Origin of the sequence: Pseudomonas sp. TMW 2.1634, assembly GCF_001703595.1 — a bacterium.
GTDB lineage: Bacteria > Pseudomonadota > Gammaproteobacteria > Pseudomonadales > Pseudomonadaceae > Aquipseudomonas > Aquipseudomonas fragi.
In genome coordinates this window covers 94,923-114,387 of sequence record NZ_CP016849.1, presented here as the reverse complement: position 1 = coordinate 114,387, position 19,465 = coordinate 94,923, and the positions used below count along the sequence as shown (strand labels likewise).

Genomic DNA, 19,465 nt, shown 5'->3' with positions numbered 1-19,465 from the left:
CGAGCAAGCCCGCTCCCACAAGAGCCGCCGTTTATCGTTGGATATTTGGCGGCCAAATCTTGCGATCAATGCGCTAAACTCGCGGCCTTGCTGTCTGGAGTAACTTATGCGCGAAGAGTTGAACCAAGGCCTGATCGACTTTCTGAAGGCCTCCCCTACCCCCTTTCATGCCACTGCCAGTCTTGTTCAGCGCCTTGAGGCCGCCGGTTACCAGCGCCTCGACGAACGCGAAACCTGGTTCACCGAAGCCAATGGCCGCTATTACGTCACCCGTAATGACTCTTCGATTGTCGCCTTCAAGCTGGGCCGCCACTCGCCCCTGCACGGCGGCATCCGCATGGTCGGTGCCCACACGGACAGCCCCTGCCTGCGGGTCAAGCCCCAGCCTGAACTGCAACGCCAGGGCTTCTGGCAACTGGGCGTCGAAGTCTACGGAGGCGCCCTGCTGGCCCCCTGGTTCGACCGCGACCTGTCCCTGGCCGGGCGCGTTACCTTCCGCCGCGATGGCCAGGTCGAAAGCCAGCTGATCGATTTCAAGGCGCCGATTGCAACCATCCCCAACCTGGCGATCCACCTCAACCGTGCCGCCAACGAAGGCTGGGCGATCAACCCGCAGACCGAGTTGCCACCGATCCTGGCCCAGGTCGCGGGCGATGAGCGCGTGGACTTCCGCGCCCTGCTCACCGACCAGCTGGCCCGAGAGCACGGCCTCAATGCCGACGTGGTGCTGGACTACGAGCTGAGTTTCTACGACACCCAAAGCGCTGCGGTGATCGGCCTCAACGGTGATTTCATCGCCGGTGCGCGCCTGGACAACCTGCTGTCGTGCTATGCCGGCCTGCAAGCCCTGCTCACCACCGAGACCGAGGAAACCTGCCTGTTCGTGGCCAACGACCACGAAGAAGTCGGCTCGTGCTCGGCCTGCGGTGCCGATGGCCCGATGCTGGAGCAGATCCTGCAACGCCTGTTGCCTGAGGGCGACGAATACGTACGCACGATCCAGAAATCCCTGCTGGTGTCGGCAGACAACGCCCACGGCGTTCACCCCAACTACGCTGACAAGCACGACGCCAACCACGGGCCCAAGCTCAATGCCGGGCCGGTGATCAAGGTCAACAGCAATCAGCGCTACGCCACCAACAGCGAAACCGCCGGGTTCTTCCGCCACCTGTGCATGGCCGTGGAAGTGCCGGTGCAAAGCTTCGTGGTACGCAGTGACATGGGCTGTGGCTCGACCATTGGCCCGATCACCGCCAGCCACCTGGGCGTGCGCACCGTGGATATCGGCCTGCCGACCTTCGCCATGCACTCGATCCGCGAACTGGCCGGCAGCCATGACCTGGCCCACCTGGTCAAGGTGTTGAGCGCGTTCTACGCCAGCCAGCAACTGCCTTGATGGGTGACATGTAGTCGCTGCCGAAGGCTGCGAAGGGGGGGCGAAGCCCCCCGTTTTCTTGAATACGCCGCAAATCCCCCGCAACGCCCTTCGCAGCCTGCGGCAGCGACTACAGGCGTATGCATCCGCTTGATTCATTTTTGATACACATCACCACACATCTGCGCAAACCGACCTAGACTTGGGGCATTCATTTGTTCAGGTCCCCTTACCATGTTCGAAACCACTGCATTCCACTCCATGATGATCCCCATCATCAGCGGCATGTTGCTGCTGACCATTGGCTTCAACTTTCGCGAACGCAGTAGCGGCATCGGCGTGCTGATGATCTGGGCCGGCATGCTGCTGATTTTCGGCACCATCGTGTTCAAGATCCTCGCCAAGCTCAACGAATAGACCCGACGCCGTTCCGCCCCGGGGCCGCGATCATTTATTTATGTGACAAGAAATGAATGATCACGAGCCCTAGCGTACACTCGGCCAATTCACCCCCCTCGAGGTTGGTCGCCCAGTGTTTTCCCGTCTTTTCGCCTTGCCCTGTTACCTGCTGGTTTGCCTGCTGACACTCTTGCCCATGACTTCGGCGCAGGCCGTCGGCTTGCCGGGCTTGCTCGGCAGTTCGGATAAAACCCAGGCGCAACCCACCGAGCCACTGGGCCAGTCGCTGGACGAGGTGATCAAGAACCTCGAAAACGACCAGCAGCGCAGCAAGCTGCTGGCCGATCTAAAAAAACTGCGCGACGCCACCAAAAAAGCCCAGCCCGAAGCCGAAATCGGCGTGTTGGGCCTGATCGGCAGCACCCTGGCCGACCTCGAAAAGCAGTTTTCCGGGGATGACAGCCCAACCTACCGCTGGACCAAGGAAATATCCCAGGCCAAGGAAGAGCTTTCGGCATTGATGCTGCCTGCCAATGAATGGCTGCCGATCATCTTTGGCTTTGCCCTGGTCATCATGATCTGGAGCCTGCTGGCCGCCCTGCTGATTTGGGTCAGCCATCGGGTGCGCTTGCGTTTTGGCCTGAGCGAGGAATTGCCCCAACACCCCAAGGCCGTCGACATGCTGCGTTTTGCCTTGCGCAAGCTGGGCCCGTGGATGGTCGCGCTGATGATCACGGTGTACATGAGTTATTCCCTGCCGTCTTCACTGGGCAAGGACCTGGCAATGGTGCTGGCGTACGCGCTGGTGATCGGCACCTGTTTCTCGGCCATCTGCGTCATCCTCTTCTCGCTGCTCGATGGCCCCCACCGCCACCGCGCGCTGCATATCCTGCGGCACCAGGCATTTCGCCCGCTGTGGTGGATCGGCAGCTTCGCCGCCTTTGGCGAAGCCCTGAGCGATCCGCGGCTGGTGGCCACCCTTGGCGTGCACCTGGCCCATACCGCAGCCACCTTCGCCAATGTCATGGCCGCATTGTCCACCGGCCTGTTTATCATCCGTTTCCGCCGCCCCATCGCCCACCTGATCCGCAACCAGCCATTGTCCAGGCGCCTGACCCGTCGCGCCCTGAGCGACAGCATCGAGATCCTCGGCACTTACTGGTACATCGCGGCGCTGATTCTGGTGGGCATCTCGCTGGCGGCCACGTTTATCTCGGCCGGCGACACCAGCACCGCCCTGCGCCAGTCGCTGATCTGTACCGTGCTGGTGGTGCTGTGCATGGTCATCAACGGGCTGGTACGCCGCCATGCGCAAAAGCCGCAACGTGGCCACAAGCGCCATGCGCTGTATTCCGAGCGCCTGAAAAGTTTCGTCTACACCTTGGCCCACCTGATTGTGTGGCTGGTGTTTATCGAGCTGGGGCTGCGGGTGTGGGGCTTGTCGCTGATCGGTTTCACCGAGGGTGAAGGTCACGAGATCAGCGTCAAGCTGTTCGGCCTGGGTGGCACACTGCTGTTTGCCTGGCTGATCTGGATTCTCGCCGACACAGCCATTCACCATGCCCTGACCCGCTCGCGCAAAGGCCTGGCCAATGCGCGTGCGCAAACGATGATGCCGCTGATTCGCAACATCCTGTTTGCCGCGATCTTCATCATTGCGCTGATCGTTGCCCTGGCCAATATGGGCATGAACGTCACCCCCCTGCTGGCGGGTGCCGGTGTGATCGGTCTGGCCATCGGTTTTGGTGCGCAGTCACTGGTTGCCGACCTGATCACCGGCCTGTTCATCATTATCGAAGACTCCCTGGCCATCGACGACTACGTTGATGTCGGCGGCCACCTGGGTACGGTGGAAGGGCTGACCATTCGCACCGTGCGCCTGCGCGATATCGACGGCATCGTGCACACCATTCCGTTCAGTGAAATCAAAAGCATCAAGAACTACTCCCGGGAATTTGGCTACGCCATCTTCCGCGTTGCGATCCCCTACAACATGGAAATCGACGACGCCATCAAACTGATGCGTGAAGTGGGGCAAAAGATGCGCACCGACCCGCTGCAGCGGCGCAATATCTGGTCGCCGCTGGAGATTCAGGGTGTGGAGAGCTTTGAGTCCGGCAGCGCGATTTTGCGCGCCCGTTTCAAGACCGCGCCGATCAAGCAATGGGAAGTGTCGCGGGCGTTTAACCTGTCGCTCAAGCGCCATCTGGATGAAGCCGGGCTGGACCTGGCCACCCCGCGCTTGAGCGTGCAAGTGGTGACGGCGGGGAGCGGGATATTGCAGAAGGATTGAACGCTGCCACTCACCTGACGGGTGTGGGAGCGGGCTTGCTCGCGATAGCAGGCGCCAGGTTCTTTCAGTTGAACCGTGTCGATGCCATCGCGAGCAAGCCCGCTCCCACAGGGGTGATCTATCGCCCAATAGCAGGCCGGAATCAGCGCTCCTGCACATCCACCCCGACATGAATCGCATCATGTCGCCAATACTCCAGGTCGCAGTCGATCAGCCGTTCGTGCTGGTCGTAATTGACCCGGGCAATGCGCAACCCCGGGCTGCCGGTTGAAACCTTGAGTGTCGCCGCAGCCTCTACCGGCAGCGCTGTAGGCACAATCTCAAAACGCACCCGGCCGTAATGCAAATCATAATGCCGGGCATAGAGTTCGGTGATCGACTGCGTCAGATCAAGGTCAAGGATCTGCGGGAAATATTGCGGGTTCAGGTAGTGCTCCACATACAGCACCAGCCGCCCGTCAATCCGCCGGCCCCGGCAGATCTGAATCACACTGGACAACGCCGGCAACTGCAAGCGCTCACACACCGCCGCCGTGGCCGGCAGCAGGCGCGCCGATATCACCTCAGTGGTAGGCACCCGCCCCTGGGCCGTGACCATTGCATGGAAGTGGCTGCGCTGCATCAGGTTGTACGCCAGGCGCGGCGGTGAAATAAACCAGCCGCGCCGCTCCTCGCGGTACACCAGCCCCTGGGATTCGAGCTGCAACAACGCTTCGCGCACGGTAATGCGGGTGGTGGCGAACAATTCGCTGAGTTTGCGCTCGGCCGGCAACTGACTGCCACCCGCCAGCAGGCCGTGCTCAATCTGCTCTTGCAGCGTGCGACTGATCGCTGTTACCGCCTTGGGTGCACCTTCTCGCATCAACGTTACCTGGCTGGACTAGTCCAGCACCAAATGTGGGCAGGCATGACCGTCAAACAGTCGCTCCTTGAGCCTGCCAGCCTAGGCAGAACATATGACTGTTCGATGACAAGGGCACTGCCACATACCCCCTGAAAACCGCCAGCCCCCTTGCCTGCCGGGGCCTGTGCGATGGTCTACGCTTAGCCGGAATGCACACGCTGGCTGGCGAGATGCCTTGCATAACCAATGCCGACATTAAAGTGTCATCTGCCGGGCTTAAATTGGCTCAGGTATTGCTGACCTAGACCAACCCACCGCAAAAGAGCAATAAAACCCAGCGTTGAAAACGCCCAAGGAGCTTCGGATGAAACAGTTTTTCCTTGCATCACTGTTAGGTTCAAGCATTGCCCTGTGCACATCGGCTATGGCCGCCGATGTCGATTTGAAAGCCCTCGAAGCCGCAGCCAGGGCTGAAGGCACCGTCAACAGCGTCGGCATGCCTGATGACTGGGCCAACTGGAAAGGCACTTGGGCCGACCTCAACAAGCTTTATGGCCTCAAGCACATCGACACCGACATGAGTTCGGCCCAGGAAGTGGCCAAGTTTGCCGCGGAAAAAGACAACGCCAGTGCCGACATCGGTGACGTGGGCGCCGCCTTCGGCCCGATCGCCGTGGCCAAGGGTGTGACCCAGCCGTACAAGCCGACCACCTGGGAGCAGATCCCGGACTGGGCCAAGGACAAGGACGGCAACTGGGCCCTGGCCTATACCGGCACCATCGCCTTTATCGTCAACAAAAAGCTGCTGCACGGCTCCGAAGTGCCGACCAAGTGGGCTGACCTGAAGTCAGGTAAATACAAGGTCTCGATCGGTGATGTCAGCACCGCGGCACAAGCCACCAATGGCGTGCTGGCGGCTGCCATTGCCAATGGCGGCGATGAAAAGAACGTGCAACCGGCCCTGTTGATGTTTGCCGACATTGCCAAGCAAGGTCGCCTGTCACTGGCTAACCCGACCATCGCCACGATGGAGAAAGGCGAAGTGGAAGTCGGCGTGGTCTGGGATTTCAACGGCCTGAGCTACAAGGCCAAAATGGCCAACCCCGATGACTATGTCGTGCTGATCCCATCTGACGGTTCGGTGATCTCGGGCTACACCACCATCATCAACAAATACGCCAAGCACCCTAACGCCGCCAAACTGACCCGCGAGTTCATCTTCAGCGATGCCGGGCAAACCAACCTGGCGCGGGGCAATGCCCGGCCGATTCGTGCCGAACACCTGAAGCTGCCGGCTGATGTGCAGGCCAAGCTGCTGTCCAACGACCAGTACAAGAATGTAACCCCGATCAAGGATGCAGACGCCTGGGAAAAAACCTCCAAGGCCTTGCCGCAGCTGTGGCAGGAAGAAGTCATCATCAATATGCAGTAACCCTGCGCCTTGATCTGTGTGGGAGCGGGCTTGCTCGCGATGCCATCGACTCGATCCAGCTGATGTGCCGAGTTGTACCCATCGCGGGCAAGCCCGCTCCCACAACAGCTTTTGCGCTGTGCCAGCGGAGTCTTACATGAAACACAACGTCATTCTGGTAGTCCTCGATGGCTTGAACTACGAGGTCGCCCGCCAGGCAATGGGCCATCTGCAAGCCTATGTCAGTGCCGACCGCGCCGCGCTGTACAAGCTCACCTGCGAGTTGCCCGCCCTTTCGCGCCCACTCTACGAATGCATCCTGACCGGCGTGCCGCCGATTGAAAGCGGCATCGTGCACAACAATGTGGCGCGCCTGTCCAACCAGCGCAGCGTTTTCCATTACGCCCGCGAAGCTGGCTTGAGCACTGCGGCTGCCGCCTATCACTGGGTCAGCGAACTGTATAACCGTTCGCCCTTCGTGATTGCCCGGGACCGCCACACCGTTGCCGCCGATCTGCCGATTCAGCACGGGCACTTCTACTGGAGCGATCACTACCCCGACTCCCACCTGTTCGCCGACGCCGAAAGCCTGCGGTTGACGCACAAGCCGGATTTCCTGCTGGTCCACCCCATGAATATCGACGACGCCGGGCACAAGCACGGCCTCGACACCCCGCAATACCGCAACAGCGCGCGCTCGGCCGACATCATCCTGGCCGACTACCTGCAAGGCTGGCTGCAGGCCGGCTACCAAGTACTGGTCACCGCCGACCACGGCATGAACAACGACCGCTCCCACAACGGCCTGCTGCCCGAAGAACGTGAAGTGCCCCTGTTTGTGCTGGGCGATGCATTTAGCCTCAACCCGGATGTCATGCCAAAACAGCTCGAGCTGTGCGGCACCATCTGCGAGTTGCTCGGTGTGGCTCACGACAAACCGCTGTGCCGCGAGCTGCTGAGGCCCGCACCATGACCCGGGGCAAATGGCTTGCAGTCCTGTGCCTGGTGCCCTTCGCGGTATTTTTTATCGTGTTTCAAATCGCTCCGCTGGTGTGGGTGCTGATCCACAGCGTGCAATCGGAAGAAAGCGGCTGGGGCCTGGCCAACTTTATCAAGATCTTCAATTCCAAATTCTATTTGCAGGCCATCCAGCACAGCCTGGAGATCAGCTTCTGGTCCAGCCTGTTCGGCATCGTCATTGCGATCCTGGGCAGTTATTCGCTGCGCAAGGTGGATTCGCGGCTGCGCAATTTCGTCAATGCGTTCGCCAACATGACCAGCAACTTCTCCGGCGTGCCGCTGGCCTTCGCCTTCATCATCCTGCTGGGCTTTAACGGCAGTATCACGATCATGCTCAAACAGGCGGGGATCATCGAGGATTTCAACCTCTACTCCAAAACCGGCCTGATCATCCTCTACACCTATTTCCAGATCCCCCTCGGCGTGCTGCTGCTTTACCCGGCCTTCGACGCCCTGCGTGAAGACTGGCGCGAGTCGGCCTCCCTGCTGGGCGCCAACAGCTGGCAATTCTGGCGTTTTATCGGCCTGCCGGTACTGACCCCGGCCCTGCTCGGCACCTTCGTCATCCTGCTGGCCAACGCCCTGGGCGCCTATGCCACGGTGTATGCCTTGACCACCGGCAACTTCAACGTGCTACCCATCCGCATTGCCGCGATGGTCTCGGGGGATATCAGCCTGGACCCGAACATGGCCAGTGCCCTGGCGGTGATCCTGGTGGGGCTGATGACCCTGGTGACCCTGGTGCATCAGTGGCTGTTAAAGAGGAGCTACCATGTCGCGCGCTGAAACCCCTTCGGCCAGTGTTTACCACCGCAGTGTGGTCTGGCTGCTGTTCCTGATTCTGTTGCTGCCACTGCTGGGCACGTTTATCTACTCCATCTCCAGCAGTTGGTCGGCCACGGTGCTGCCCAGCGGGTTTACCTTCAAGTGGTATGACCAGCTGTGGAGCGACCCGCGCTTCCTCAAGGCTTTCGGCCAGTCGCTGCTGGTCTGCGTTGCGGCGCTGGTGCTGTCAGTGGTGCTGATCCTGCCGTTGTTGTTTGTGGTGCATTACCACTTCCCCAAACTTGATGCGCTGATGAACATCCTGATCCTGCTGCCTTTCGCCGTGCCGCCAGTGGTGTCGTCGGTGGGGCTGCTGCAACTCTACGGCTCCGGCCCGCTGCAAATGGTCGGTACGCCGTGGATCCTGATCGGCTGTTATTTCACCGTGGCGCTGCCCTTTATGTACCGGGCGATCACCAACAACCTGCAAGCGATCAACCTGCGCGACCTGATGGACGCTGCCCAGCTGCTGGGCGCCAGCACCTGGCAGGCGGCGTTTCTGGTGGTGCTGCCCAATTTGCGCAAAGGCTTGATGGTCGCCCTGCTGCTGTCGTTCTCGTTCCTGTTTGGCGAGTTTGTGTTCGCCAATATCCTGGTGGGCACCCGCTACGAAACCCTGCAGGTGTTCCTGAACAACATGCGCAACAGCAGCGGCCATTTCACCAGCGCGCTGGTCATTTCCTACTTCCTCTTTGTACTGGTGCTGACCTGGGTTGCCACCTTCCTGAACAAGGACAAAAGCCAATGAGCTTCGTCAGCGTTGAACACCTGCAAAAATCCTATTCCGGCACCCCGGTTTTCAGCGATATCAATTGCAGCATCGCCAAAGGCGAATTCGTCACCCTGCTCGGGCCGTCCGGTTGCGGCAAGTCCACGCTGCTGCGCTGCATCGCCGGGCTGACGCCGGTAGATGGCGGCAAGATCCTTCTCGACGGCCAGGACATCGTGCCCCTGAGCCCGCAAAAGCGCGGCATCGGCATGGTGTTCCAGAGCTATGCGCTGTTCCCCAACATGACCGTCGAGCAGAACGTGGCCTTCGGCCTGCGCATGCAAAAGGTCAGTGCCAACGACAGCCACAAGCGCGTGGCCGAGGCGCTGCAACTGGTGGAGTTGAATGACTTCGCCAAGCGCTACCCGCACCAGCTGTCGGGGGGCCAATGCCAGCGCGTGGCCCTGGCCCGTTCACTGGTGACACGCCCGCGCCTGTTGCTGCTGGACGAACCGCTGTCGGCGCTCGATGCACGGATTCGCAAACACCTGCGCGAACAGATCCGCACCATCCAGCGCGAGCTGGGCCTGACCACGATTTTCGTGACCCACGATCAGGAAGAAGCACTGGTGATGAGTGACCGTATCTTCCTGATGAACAAGGGCCACATTGTCCAGAGCGGCAATGCCCAGACACTCTATGCAGCCCCGGCGGATGCCTTTGCCGCAGGCTTTATCGGCAACTACAATCTGCTCGACGCCGACACCGCCAGCCGCCTGTTGCAGCGCCCGGTCAGCAGCCGCATCGCCATTCGCCCCGAAACCCTGGGCCTGAGCGTGCAGGGTGAACCTGACGGAGTGATTCTGAACCACAGCTTGCTGGGCAACGTGATCCGCTATCGCGTCGAGGTGCGTGGCGTGCAATTGATTGTCGACGTACTCAACCGCGCGCCCGGTGACTTGTACCCGGACGGTCAGCGCGTGGCGCTGTCCATCGATCCGAGCACCCTTTGTGAGGTAGCCTGATGTTTCTGAATTCAATAAAGGGAGATTCGCGCTGATGGCCTTGGCAATTTTTGATCTGGACGAAACCCTGATTCATGGCGACTGCGCCACCCTCTGGAGCGAGCAGATGGGCCGCCTGGGCTGGGTTGACCCAAAGTCGTTCATGCAGCGCAACAATGAACTGATGGCGGCTTACAGCCGGGGCGAACTGGCGATGGAAGACTACATGGCCTTCAGCCTGGAACCCTTGATTGGCCGCACCCCTGAAGAAGTCGCGCACCTGGTCGAACCGTGGGTTGAAGACTATATCGAACCGATCATCTTCAGTGACGCAACCCGAACCATTGCTGCACACCGCAAGGCCGGCGACCGGATCCTGGTGATTTCGGCCTCCGGTACCCACCTGGTCAAGCCCATTGCCGAGCGCCTGGGTATTGATGAGGTGCTGGGTATCGAGCTGGAAGTGGCCCACGGTTTTTACACCGGCAAGACCGTGGGGACGTTGACCTACCGCGAAGGCAAGATCATCCGTTTGCTGGAATGGCTGGATGAGCAGGAAGAGAACCTTGAAGGCGCGAGTTTTTACTCCGATTCACGTAACGACTTGCCGCTGCTGCTCAAGGTCGATCACCCCCATGCAGTGAACCCCGACCCGGTGCTGCGCGAACAGGCTGAAAAGGCCGGCTGGCCGATTCATCACTGGAAATGACCCCCTGAAACTGTGGGAGCGGGCTTGCTCGCGATGGCATCACCGCGATTGGCCTGCCAGACCCAATCGCCTGTATCGCAGGCAAGCCAGCTCCCACAGGAGGGGTCAGGTCAAGCTGCTGTCTATCACCAGCACCAACTTGCCCGACACCTGATTGCTGGCCAGTTCGGCAAACGCCGCCTGCGCCTCTGCAATCGGGAAGGTCCTGGCCAACTGCGGGCTCAAGCGGCCCTCGGTGAACAACGGCCACACCTGCTGCCCCAGGTCACTGAGCAAATCCGCCTTGAACTGGTCGCTGCGGCTACGCAGGGTCGAACCCAGCAACTGGATACGCTTGCCCAGCACCAATGCCAGATCCAGCTCGGCCTTGCGACCGCCCATCAGACCGATCAACACCCAGCGCCCGTCCTGAGCCAGCAGCTTAAGGTTGGATTCGGCATAGTTGGCCCCCACAGGGTCCAGCACCACATCGAATGGCCCCAGCGCCTTGAGGCTGTCCAGCCCGTCGGTGCGGACTACGCCACCTTGGGCGCCCAGTGCCTGGCAGTAAGCCAGACGCTCAGCCGAACCCACGCTCACCCAGCACGGGCTGCCAAAGGCCTTGCACAGCTGAATGGCCGCTGAACCAACTCCACTGGCGCCAGCATGCAACAACACCTTCTCGCCCGGCTGCAGCGCCGCCAGCTGAAACAGATTCAGCCACGCCGTGCTGTACACCTCGGGCAGGGCTGCGGCTTCAACCAGCGACAAACCTTCAGGCACCGGCAGCGCGTGACGGGCATCCACCACCACCTCTTCTGCCATGCCGCCACCCGCCAACAGCGCGCACACCCTGTCGCCAACCTGCCACGACGAACCCGGGCCCACTTCACTGACCACCCCGGAACACTCCAGGCCCAATACCTGACTGGCTCCCGGCGGTGGCGGATACAAGCCTGCGCTTTGTAACAGGTCTGCCCGATTAAGCCCGGCAGCGGCCACACGAATACGGATTTGCCCTACATCGCAGGTAGGGCTTGGCTCTTCAACCCATGACACTTGACCTTCAACGCCTTGCAATGCTTTCACAGTGCCTCCATAGTGAGTCTGGACTGAGCCCGGAGCTGTTGCACCGGGCTTTTTGCATTATGCGACCGGTCCTTGATGGAACCGGCGACTTCAAAGACGGCCTAATATGCGTTATCAATTGCCCCCGCGTCGAATCAGCATGAAGCATTTATTCCCTAGCACCGCACTTGCCCTATTCATTGGCCTAGGCGTTTTGCCGTTTTCGGCCAATACGTTCGCCGCTAACAGTTGGGATAACCTTCAGCCCGATCGTGATGAGGTGATTGCCAGTCTTAACGTCGTTGAGCTGCTCAAGCGCCATCATTACAGCAAGCCACCACTGGACGACGCCCGCTCGGCGATCATCTATGACAGCTACCTCAAGCTGCTCGACCCTTCGCGCAGTTATTTCCTGGCCAGCGACATTGCCGAATTCGACAAATGGAAATTCCAGTTTGACGACTTCCTCAAGAGCGGTGACCTGAACCCCGGCTTCACCATCTACAAGCGCTACCTGGACCGCGTCAAATCGCGCCTGGACTTTGCCCTTGCCGAGCTGAACAAGGGTGTTGACTCGCTGGACTTCAATGCCAAGGAAACCCTGGAGATCGACCGCAAGGACGCTCCGTGGCTTAAGACTGAAGCCGAACTCAATGACCTGTGGCGCAAACGCATCAAGGACGAAGTCCTGCGCCTGAAAATTGCCGGTAAAGAACCTGCAAAAATCCAGGAACTGCTGACCAAGCGCTACAAGAATCAATTGTCGCGCCTTGACCAGACCCGCAGCGAAGACATCTTCCAGGCCTATATCAACACCTTCGCCATGTCTTACGATCCGCACACCAATTATCTGTCGCCAGATAACGCGGAAAACTTCGACATCAACATGAGCCTGTCCCTTGAGGGCATCGGCGCCGTGCTGCAGAGCGACAACGACCAGGTGAAAATTGTCCGCCTGGTGCCGGCAGGCCCGGCCGACAAGACCAAGCAGGTGGCACCGGCCGACAAAATCATTGGCGTGGCCCAGGGCGACAAGGAAATGGTCGATGTGATCGGCTGGCGCCTGGACGAAGTGGTCAAGCTGATCCGTGGCCCCAAAGGCTCTGTGGTGCGCCTGGAAGTGATTCCGGCGAGCAACGCGCCCAACGACCAGACCAGCAAGATCGTGTCCATCACCCGCGAAGCGGTGAAGCTGGAAGAGCAGGCGGCGAAAAAGTCGATCCTCAACCTCAAGCAGGATGGCAAGAACTACAAGCTGGGCGTCATTGAAATTCCGGCGTTCTACCTGGACTTCAAGGCGTTCCGTGCGGGCGATCCGAACTACAAGAGCACCACCCGCGACGTCAAGAAACTGCTGACCGAGTTGCAGAAGGAAAAAGTCGATGGCGTGATTATCGACCTGCGCAACAACGGTGGCGGCTCGTTGCAGGAAGCCACCGAGCTGACCAGCCTGTTTATCGATAAAGGCCCGACGGTACTGGTGCGTAACGCCGACGGCAAGGTCGACGTGCTGGAAGACGAGAACCCGGGTGCTTTCTACAAAGGCCCGATGGCATTGCTGGTCAACCGCCTGTCAGCTTCAGCCTCGGAGATTTTTGCCGGTGCCATGCAGGACTACCATCGCGCACTGATTGTGGGTGGCCAGACGTTCGGCAAAGGGACGGTGCAAACCATCCAGCCGCTGAACCACGGCGAGCTGAAACTGACCCTGGCCAAGTTCTACCGGGTTTCCGGCCAGAGCACCCAGCATCAGGGCGTGCTGCCTGACGTCGCCTTCCCGTCGATTATCGACACCAAGGAAATCGGCGAAAGCGCACTGCCTGAAGCCATGCCGTGGGACACCATCCGCCCGGCGATCAAGCCCGCTGTCGACCCGTTCAAGCCTTATATCGACAAGCTCAAGGCCGAGCACGAAGCACGGGTGGCCAAGGATGCCGAGTTTATCTTTATCCGCGACAAGCTGGCCCTGGCCGAGAAGCTGATGGCCGAGAAGACCGTCAGCCTCAACGAAGCCGAGCGCCGCGCCCAGCATGCCGACATTGATGCCAAGCAGTTGGTGATGGAAAACGCCCGTCGCCAGGCCAAGGGTGAAGCGCCACTCAAGGAAATGAAGAAAGAAGACGAAGATGCGCTGCCGGTGGAACCTGAAAAGACCAAGCCGGAAGACGACGCCTACCTGAGTGAAACCGGGCGGGTGTTGCTGGACTACCTCAAGCTCAGCTCCCAGGTCGCCAAGAAGTAATTCAACGGCGATAAAAAAGGGCGGGCCGCGTAATGCGGCCCGCCCTTTTTATTGCCTAGCGATACTGCCTGGCCAGTTCAGGATCGGCCAGCAATCCCGGGCCACCCTGCTGGTACAGGGTCGCTAGCTTGTGTGCTGCCAGGGGGTGCCCGGCTTTTGCCGCCAACGTCCACCAGCGGGCCGCCTCAGAAGCATCCGGCGGTTTTATCGGCGTACCCGCCAGGCTGAAAACACCCACCTGGTATGCCGCTTTGCCATCGCCGCTCAGCGCCGCCAGGCGCAACAAGCGCACGCCCTCCTCCCTGGCACCCAACCCTTGGCCGCGAAAGGCCAGGATATGCCCATAGAAGCTTTGCGCACGGGTATCGCCCAGGTTGGCCGCGCGCGCAAACTGCCCTTCCATCCAGTGCCAGAGACGCGGCTGACGAATACACCAGGGCCAGTGAAACAGCTTGCGCGCCAGCGCATAGCCCAGGCGCGCCTTGAGCCGCCAGAACACTCAGGCTTCCTCATGCTCATAGGCGTGCTCAAAGACCCGCACCACCTCAGAAGCATGCCAGGATGCAGCGGCAATACCATCCGGCGGGCCGGGGAAACGTCCGAGCCGTTCCACGCATTCAAAAAAACCGGTGCGCGGCAAGCGGCTTGCGCCCTGGCTGATCACCAGCGAACTGCGCAAGGGTTGATCGGCCTTGGCATCCATCGCCGCCAGATGTTCAAGAGCTGCGGTCAGGGTCAACATGGCCGGGCTCGGCAGTTGCAAACGCTCCAGCAATGCCCGGTATGTCAACAAGTGACGCTGTCGACGCGCCTGATCCAGCTCAGCCAACAACCCATCCCAGTGTTGACGACTGATGCGTACGCTCATGATGCTTCCCTCCAGCCTGCGATACCCAACTCCCAGGCCAAGCTGCGACGGATGGCGAGGTCGGGCAGACGCTCGCCGGTTTCGATCATTGCCAGATATGACGGACTAATGCCTACCGTGCGTGCCAGCGCCTCAAGGGCCAGGCCCTTGTGTTCGCGCAGGCGGCGCAACTGATCGAGTCCGGGGTGCTCCTGCTCGGCTGCAGGGGGCTGCAGAACCTTGTCAGGTTCGGCAAGTGGCTCCTGGAATCCGGCAGCCTTGAGCAGTGCCTGATAACTCTCCCACGAAAGAACGGCGTATTCAGGCTCACCATTACGCTTGATGATTTGAAGATCCATCACTAAACCCCGTCAGACTTTTTCATAAATCGAGTCAGAACTTTCCCTTTGAGCTTAATCCTATCAGCCGCCAAGGTCTCTGGGTTTTCAAACAAAAGTGAATATTTTGTGAAAACAGCCGAAAACGCCGTCATTTCCTGTAAATGTTATCCACACAAATTGTGGATAACCTTGTGAACAGAGCTGCTTTTCGCCCCTGAAAGGCCCGCCCCATAAGGGCTGGACTCAGATCGGGCATTTTTTACACACATAAAAAAACCCACAAATTCATTGACTTGGCAGTCAGCAACTACTAGCCAAGGGAACTTGTGGGCCTTTGAAGTTCTGTAGGGCAATGCCTACAAATACAGAATGCAGGCTATAGAAACGACAACGCCCCGTCGAGACGGGGCGTTATGCGTACAAAAGGCTGCTTACTGAGCAGCGTCTTGTTCTGGTTTTGCAGGGTCTTTGATGCCCAGCAGCTCCAGGTCGAATACCAGCACCGAATTGGCCGGGATTGCCGGGCTCGGGCTTTGCGCGCCGTAAGCCAGTTCGCTAGGGATGTACAGCTTGTACTTCTCGCCAACGTGCATCAGTTGCAGGCCTTCAACCCAACCCGGGATCACGCCGCTCACCGGCAGATCAATCGGGCTGCCGCGCTCAACCGAGCTGTCGAACACCTTGCCATCGATCAACTTGCCTTCGTAGTGAACAGTCACTACATCGGTCGCTTTTGGCTGAGGGCCATCGGCTTTCTTGATGACTTCGTATTGCAAGCCAGAAGCGGTAGTGACAACACCAGCTTTCTTGCCATTTTCTTCGAGGAATTTTTTGCCTGCAGCAGAGGCTTCTTCGCTCATTTTGGTCAGGCGTTCTTCAGCACGTTTCTGCAGGGCTGCGAACGCTTCGATCAGCTCGTCGTCCTTGAGCTTTTGCTCTTTCTTGCCAACGGCATCTTCGATGCCCTGGGCTACGGCCTTGGAATCCAGATCGTCCATGCCTTCTTGAGCCAGGCTCTTGCCCATGTTCAGGCCAATGCCGTACGAGGCTTTTTGCGCCGGAGTTTTCAGCTCTACGCTGGTCTGCGAATCACAACCCGCCAGTACCAGGCTTACCAGGGCCACAGCTGCCGCCAACCGATGCTGTTTCATGCTATTTCCTTGTTCATGCGCCAAATGGGCAATCGAATAAAGCCGCGAGCTTATCAGGCGGCCGCGACCAATGGCTACCGGGATAAGATAGGCAATTGGTGGATAAGTTCATGCATTAATAACAATTCATTTTAGCCGCAACTTTTGCCAGCGCATCTGTAAACCCGGCACGGCATAACCCTGCTCACTTGATGCCTGACTCCAGCTAAGGCATAAGGCTGTACATATTTTTACAAGGAGCGTTACTGTGCGTCTGTTTTACCGTGTTCTGCTGGGGCTGCTGGTGGCGGTGGCCCTGGGCCTTGGCCTGGTGATCTATTTCGTTGCCAATCCGAAACTGCCCGCTTACCAGCCCCCGCAGCAACTGCACTACCTGGACCAGTGGAGCCCTGCTGAGCGCCAGACCTATTACTACACCCCCCAGGGTACCCAGGTTAAAGGCCTGCACTACGACTGGTTCGGCGCCCTGGAACTGCCGTTTTCCAAACAGCCCTTCGCGGCCCCCGAGTACCTGGCGCGCTTTGGCTTCCTGGTGGACCCCAAGCAGCAGGCCAGTGCTGCCAATCCGGGCAACTTGCCCGTCGGCTTCACCCGCCACCAGAACCCCGGCAGCAATGTGGAGTATCTGGATATCACCTGCGCAGCCTGCCACACCGGCGAATTGCGTTTCAAAGGCCAGGCGGTACGCGTGGACGGTGCTCCGGCACAACATGTACTGCCATCGAGCGTACCGACCCTGCGCGGCGGCAGCTTCGGCCAGGCGCTGGTCGCCAGCCTCGCTGCTACGTATTACAACCCGTGGAAATTCGAGCGCTTCGCCCGCACCGTACTGGGCGATCAATATAATGCGCAGCACCAGCAATTGCGCAAGGACTTCAAGGCCTCCCTGGACACCTTCCTGGGCGTGGCCTGGAACGACACCCATCGTGGCCTTTATCCAACCCTGGAAGGCCCGGGCCGCACCGATGCCTTCGGCCGGATCGCCAACGCCAGCTTCGGCGATGCGATCTCCCCTGACAACTATCGCGTGGCCAATGCCCCGGTGGACTACCCGCACCTGTGGGATATGTGGACGTTTGACTGGGTACAGTGGAACGGCTCGGCCAAGCAGCCGATGGCACGCAACATCGGCGAAGCCCTGGGCGTGGGCGCCACCCTGAACTTTTTCGACCCCCACGGCCAGCCCCTGCAGGGCGATGCCCGCTACCCTTCCAGCGTGCGTGTCACCGACCTGCACCTCATTGAAGAGACGTTGCAAAAACTCAAGCCCCCGGTCTGGCCTGAAGAACTGTTCGGCAAGATTGACCGGCCACTGGCGGCCAAGGGTCGCGCGCTGTTCAGCGAAAACTGCGCCGGCTGCCATGTGCCACCTGAAGTGGAAGAAAACGGGCGGATGGTCAAGCAGCTTAAATTGCTGCCCGTGGATGTGATCGGTACCGACCCCAATACCGCCAACAATATTGCCGACAACCGCTACGACCTCAGTGCGCTGCAATGGGACGCCGCCGAACTGGCCAAGATGAACGTCGACCTGTACCCCCGCACCGACGCCCCTCTGGACATGAGCAAGCTGTCGGTGGCCAAGGGCCTGGCGTATGTCACCGCCTTTGTTGAAAAGCGTGCTTATCACGATGCCAATATCGGCCCCGAAGAGCAGGCGCGACTTAACGGTTTTGGCTTGCCGATCGGCGTGCTTGAAGTGCGTGCCTACAAGGCGCGGCCGCTGGACGGGATCTGGGCCACGGCGCCCTTTTTGCACAACGGCTCGGTGCCTACGGTGTATCAATTGCTTTCGCCCCAGGCCGAGCGCGACCAAACCTTCTATCGCGGCAGCTTTGAATACGACCCGCGTCATCTGGGCTATCGCACCGAGGCTTTCGACGGCGGTTTTGTGCTCGACACCCGCATCAGCGGCAACCACAACAGCGGCCACGAGTTCCGCGCCGGCCCTCGTGGCAACGGCGTCATCGGGCGCCTGCTGCAACCCGAAGAACGCTGGGCGTTGCTGGAGTACCTCAAAGTGCTCGGCGGGCCTCTTGAACACACATTGCCCACCCCATGAAACGCCTCCGTTCCCCAAAAGAATTCGTTAAAAGGATGTTTGCATGCTAACCACTTTCTGGCTTCGACTCGGCAAATGGCTGGGCAAGCTGCTCTTGCTGCTGATTGCCCTGGGCTTGCTCGGCTGGGCGCTGGCCACCGGCTGGTATGCCTGGCAGCATCGCGGACCGGTTTCGGCTCGCGAACAGATCCCGGACGGGGAAGCCGCCATGACCCGGGACACGATTCAGACCGCGATCAAAATCGTCGACCAGCACCGCGAAAATACCCGCTACCTGCGCGACGCCCATGCCAAGGCCCACGGCTGCGTCAAGGCTGAAGTCGAGGTGCTCGCCGACCTCGACCCGGCCTTGCGCCAGGGCGTGTTCGCCACGCCGGGTAAAACCTGGCAAGCGGTGATGCGCCTGTCCAATGGCAATGCCTACCCGCAGTTCGACAGCATCCGCGATGCCCGTGGCATGGCTATCAAGTTGCAGGACGTGCCCGGCACGCAATTGATGCCGAGCCAGCAGGGTCGTACCGAACAGGACTTTGTGATGTTCAACCATCCCAATTTCTTTGTCAGTGATGTAGCTGAATACCGTCAGAACATCGGCGCGCAAGCCGATGGTAAAAAGGTCCTGGCGTTTTTCCCGTCCTGGGATCCGCGTAGCTGGCAAGTTCGCCATTTGTTTATCGCCCTGGCCACCCTGGCGCCCGCCCCGGCCAGCCCGACGCAAACCACCTACTTTTCGGTATCGCCCTACAAGTTCGGCACGGCCAATGCCAAATACCGCGTGGCACCGGACCCGGACAGTTGCCCGGCCTACAACTTGCCCCAGCAAAACGAGGCACTGCCCAACTTTTTGCGTAACGCCTTGAACCAGCAACTGTCAACGGATCGGGTGCCGGCCTGCTTTGTGCTGCAGATCCAGCGCCAGGATGCCAACCGCTTTATGCCGATCGAGGACACCAGCATCGAGTGGCAGGAATCGGACGCGCCCTTCGAAACCGTCGCGCGGGTCAAGGTGCCCGCCCAGGATTTCGATACCCCGGCCCAGAACCTGGCCTGCGACAACCTGTCGTTCAGCCCTTGGCATGGCATTGAAGAACACCGGCCGATTGGCGGGATCAATCGCCTGCGCAAGGCGGTGTATGACGCGGTCAGCGAGTACCGTCACGCGCGCAACGCCGAGCAGCAATAACCT

18 protein-coding genes are annotated in these 19,465 nt (G+C 59.9%); 12 read left to right on the top strand and 6 right to left on the bottom strand.

The window, feature by feature from the left end; genetic code table 11:
* The first annotated feature begins 106 nt into the window (after positions 1-106).
* From BFC21_RS00555 to BFC21_RS00545, 3 genes are all read left to right on the top strand, one after another.
* Complete coding sequence (locus BFC21_RS00555) at positions 107-1,396, top strand: M18 family aminopeptidase (protein ID WP_086796162.1); 1,290 nt, start codon at positions 107-109, stop codon at positions 1,394-1,396.
* Between the two features lie 213 nt (positions 1,397-1,609).
* A complete protein-coding gene (locus BFC21_RS00550; protein ID WP_016780151.1) occupies positions 1,610-1,792 on the top strand; it encodes a hypothetical protein in 183 nt (60 codons plus the stop codon).
* A 115-nt stretch (positions 1,793-1,907) separates the two neighbouring features.
* On the top strand, positions 1,908-4,067 hold the full coding sequence (locus tag BFC21_RS00545) for a mechanosensitive ion channel domain-containing protein (RefSeq protein ID WP_016780150.1): 2,160 nt from the start codon (positions 1,908-1,910) through the stop codon (positions 4,065-4,067).
* 142 nt (positions 4,068-4,209) lie between these two features.
* On the opposite strand, the gene BFC21_RS00540 is transcribed toward BFC21_RS00545, so the two are convergent.
* Complete coding sequence (locus BFC21_RS00540) at positions 4,210-4,929, bottom strand: UTRA domain-containing protein (RefSeq protein WP_095004175.1); 720 nt, start codon at positions 4,927-4,929, stop codon at positions 4,210-4,212.
* Between the two features lie 346 nt (positions 4,930-5,275).
* Between BFC21_RS00540 and BFC21_RS00535 the strand changes: the two genes are divergently transcribed.
* From BFC21_RS00535 to BFC21_RS00510, 6 genes are all read left to right on the top strand, one after another.
* On the top strand, positions 5,276-6,343 hold the full coding sequence (locus tag BFC21_RS00535; protein WP_016780148.1) for an ABC transporter substrate-binding protein: 1,068 nt from the start codon (positions 5,276-5,278) through the stop codon (positions 6,341-6,343).
* Positions 6,344-6,479: 136 nt separating this feature from the next.
* Positions 6,480-7,295 carry an alkaline phosphatase family protein gene (locus BFC21_RS00530; RefSeq protein ID WP_088379380.1) on the top strand — a complete coding sequence of 272 codons (816 nt, stop codon included), beginning with the start codon at positions 6,480-6,482 and terminating at the stop codon, positions 7,293-7,295.
* Positions 7,292-8,128 (top strand): ABC transporter permease subunit, encoded by an 837-nt coding sequence (locus tag BFC21_RS00525; RefSeq protein ID WP_016780146.1) that lies wholly within the window; start codon positions 7,292-7,294, stop codon positions 8,126-8,128. The genes BFC21_RS00530 and BFC21_RS00525 overlap by 4 nt, the downstream gene beginning before the upstream one ends.
* The gene (locus tag BFC21_RS00520; protein ID WP_088379379.1) at positions 8,115-8,915 is read left to right on the top strand and encodes an ABC transporter permease; all 801 of its coding nucleotides are present in this window, start codon (positions 8,115-8,117) and stop codon (positions 8,913-8,915) included. The genes BFC21_RS00525 and BFC21_RS00520 overlap by 14 nt, the downstream gene beginning before the upstream one ends.
* Positions 8,912-9,901, top strand: coding sequence for an ABC transporter ATP-binding protein (locus tag BFC21_RS00515; protein ID WP_016780144.1), 990 nt, complete (start codon positions 8,912-8,914; stop codon positions 9,899-9,901). The genes BFC21_RS00520 and BFC21_RS00515 overlap by 4 nt, the downstream gene beginning before the upstream one ends.
* Before the next feature lie 34 nt (positions 9,902-9,935).
* Positions 9,936-10,589, top strand: a complete 654-nt coding sequence (locus tag BFC21_RS00510) for an HAD family phosphatase (protein WP_088379378.1) — start codon at positions 9,936-9,938, stop codon at positions 10,587-10,589.
* A gap of 105 nt (positions 10,590-10,694) precedes the next feature.
* On the opposite strand, the gene BFC21_RS00505 is transcribed toward BFC21_RS00510, so the two are convergent.
* Positions 10,695-11,657 (bottom strand): NAD(P)H-quinone oxidoreductase, encoded by a 963-nt coding sequence (locus BFC21_RS00505; RefSeq protein ID WP_120265502.1) that lies wholly within the window; start codon positions 11,655-11,657, stop codon positions 10,695-10,697.
* A gap of 139 nt (positions 11,658-11,796) precedes the next feature.
* On the opposite strand from BFC21_RS00505, the gene BFC21_RS00500 reads away from it, so the two are divergent.
* Positions 11,797-13,878 (top strand): carboxy terminal-processing peptidase, encoded by a 2,082-nt coding sequence (locus tag BFC21_RS00500; RefSeq protein ID WP_177342574.1) that lies wholly within the window; start codon positions 11,797-11,799, stop codon positions 13,876-13,878.
* A gap of 55 nt (positions 13,879-13,933) precedes the next feature.
* Here the strand turns inward: BFC21_RS00500 and BFC21_RS00495 are convergent, their stop codons facing one another.
* From BFC21_RS00495 to BFC21_RS00480, 4 genes are all read right to left on the bottom strand, one after another.
* Positions 13,934-14,377 (bottom strand): tetratricopeptide repeat protein, encoded by a 444-nt coding sequence (locus tag BFC21_RS00495; RefSeq protein ID WP_088379376.1) that lies wholly within the window; start codon positions 14,375-14,377, stop codon positions 13,934-13,936.
* On the bottom strand, positions 14,378-14,746 hold the full coding sequence (locus tag BFC21_RS00490) for a hypothetical protein (RefSeq protein ID WP_016780139.1): 369 nt from the start codon (positions 14,744-14,746) through the stop codon (positions 14,378-14,380).
* A complete protein-coding gene (locus tag BFC21_RS00485; protein ID WP_088379375.1) occupies positions 14,743-15,084 on the bottom strand; it encodes a helix-turn-helix transcriptional regulator in 342 nt (113 codons plus the stop codon). The genes BFC21_RS00490 and BFC21_RS00485 overlap by 4 nt, the downstream gene beginning before the upstream one ends.
* Positions 15,085-15,497: 413 nt before the next feature.
* Entirely contained in the window at positions 15,498-16,217 is a 720-nt protein-coding gene (locus BFC21_RS00480; RefSeq protein ID WP_016780136.1) for an FKBP-type peptidyl-prolyl cis-trans isomerase, read from the bottom strand.
* Positions 16,218-16,464: 247 nt separating this feature from the next.
* On the opposite strand from BFC21_RS00480, the gene BFC21_RS00475 reads away from it, so the two are divergent.
* Both BFC21_RS00475 and BFC21_RS00470 read left to right on the top strand, forming a co-directional pair.
* Positions 16,465-18,279 carry a di-heme-cytochrome C peroxidase gene (locus BFC21_RS00475; protein WP_120265501.1) on the top strand — a complete coding sequence of 605 codons (1,815 nt, stop codon included), beginning with the start codon at positions 16,465-16,467 and terminating at the stop codon, positions 18,277-18,279.
* Between the two features lie 43 nt (positions 18,280-18,322).
* Positions 18,323-19,462 (top strand): catalase family protein, encoded by a 1,140-nt coding sequence (locus BFC21_RS00470; protein ID WP_083369840.1) that lies wholly within the window; start codon positions 18,323-18,325, stop codon positions 19,460-19,462.
* The last annotated feature ends 3 nt before the right edge of the window (positions 19,463-19,465 follow it).

Coding starts and splice junctions, on each gene's coding strand:
- BFC21_RS00555 (WP_086796162.1), top strand. CDS start 107: ATGCGCGAAGAGTTGAACCAAGGCCTGATCGACTTTCTGAAGGCCTCC.
- BFC21_RS00550 (WP_016780151.1), top strand. CDS start 1,610: ATGTTCGAAACCACTGCATTCCACTCCATGATGATCCCCATCATCAGC.
- BFC21_RS00540 (WP_095004175.1), bottom strand. CDS start 4,929: ATGCGAGAAGGTGCACCCAAGGCGGTAACAGCGATCAGTCGCACGCTG.
- BFC21_RS00535 (WP_016780148.1), top strand. CDS start 5,276: ATGAAACAGTTTTTCCTTGCATCACTGTTAGGTTCAAGCATTGCCCTG.
- BFC21_RS00530 (WP_088379380.1), top strand. CDS start 6,480: ATGAAACACAACGTCATTCTGGTAGTCCTCGATGGCTTGAACTACGAG.
- BFC21_RS00525 (WP_016780146.1), top strand. CDS start 7,292: ATGACCCGGGGCAAATGGCTTGCAGTCCTGTGCCTGGTGCCCTTCGCG.
- BFC21_RS00520 (WP_088379379.1), top strand. CDS start 8,115: ATGTCGCGCGCTGAAACCCCTTCGGCCAGTGTTTACCACCGCAGTGTG.
- BFC21_RS00515 (WP_016780144.1), top strand. CDS start 8,912: ATGAGCTTCGTCAGCGTTGAACACCTGCAAAAATCCTATTCCGGCACC.
- BFC21_RS00510 (WP_088379378.1), top strand. CDS start 9,936: ATGGCCTTGGCAATTTTTGATCTGGACGAAACCCTGATTCATGGCGAC.
- BFC21_RS00500 (WP_177342574.1), top strand. CDS start 11,797: ATGAAGCATTTATTCCCTAGCACCGCACTTGCCCTATTCATTGGCCTA.
- BFC21_RS00490 (WP_016780139.1), bottom strand. CDS start 14,746: ATGAGCGTACGCATCAGTCGTCAACACTGGGATGGGTTGTTGGCTGAG.
- BFC21_RS00485 (WP_088379375.1), bottom strand. CDS start 15,084: ATGGATCTTCAAATCATCAAGCGTAATGGTGAGCCTGAATACGCCGTT.
- BFC21_RS00480 (WP_016780136.1), bottom strand. CDS start 16,217: ATGAAACAGCATCGGTTGGCGGCAGCTGTGGCCCTGGTAAGCCTGGTA.
- BFC21_RS00470 (WP_083369840.1), top strand. CDS start 18,323: ATGCTAACCACTTTCTGGCTTCGACTCGGCAAATGGCTGGGCAAGCTG.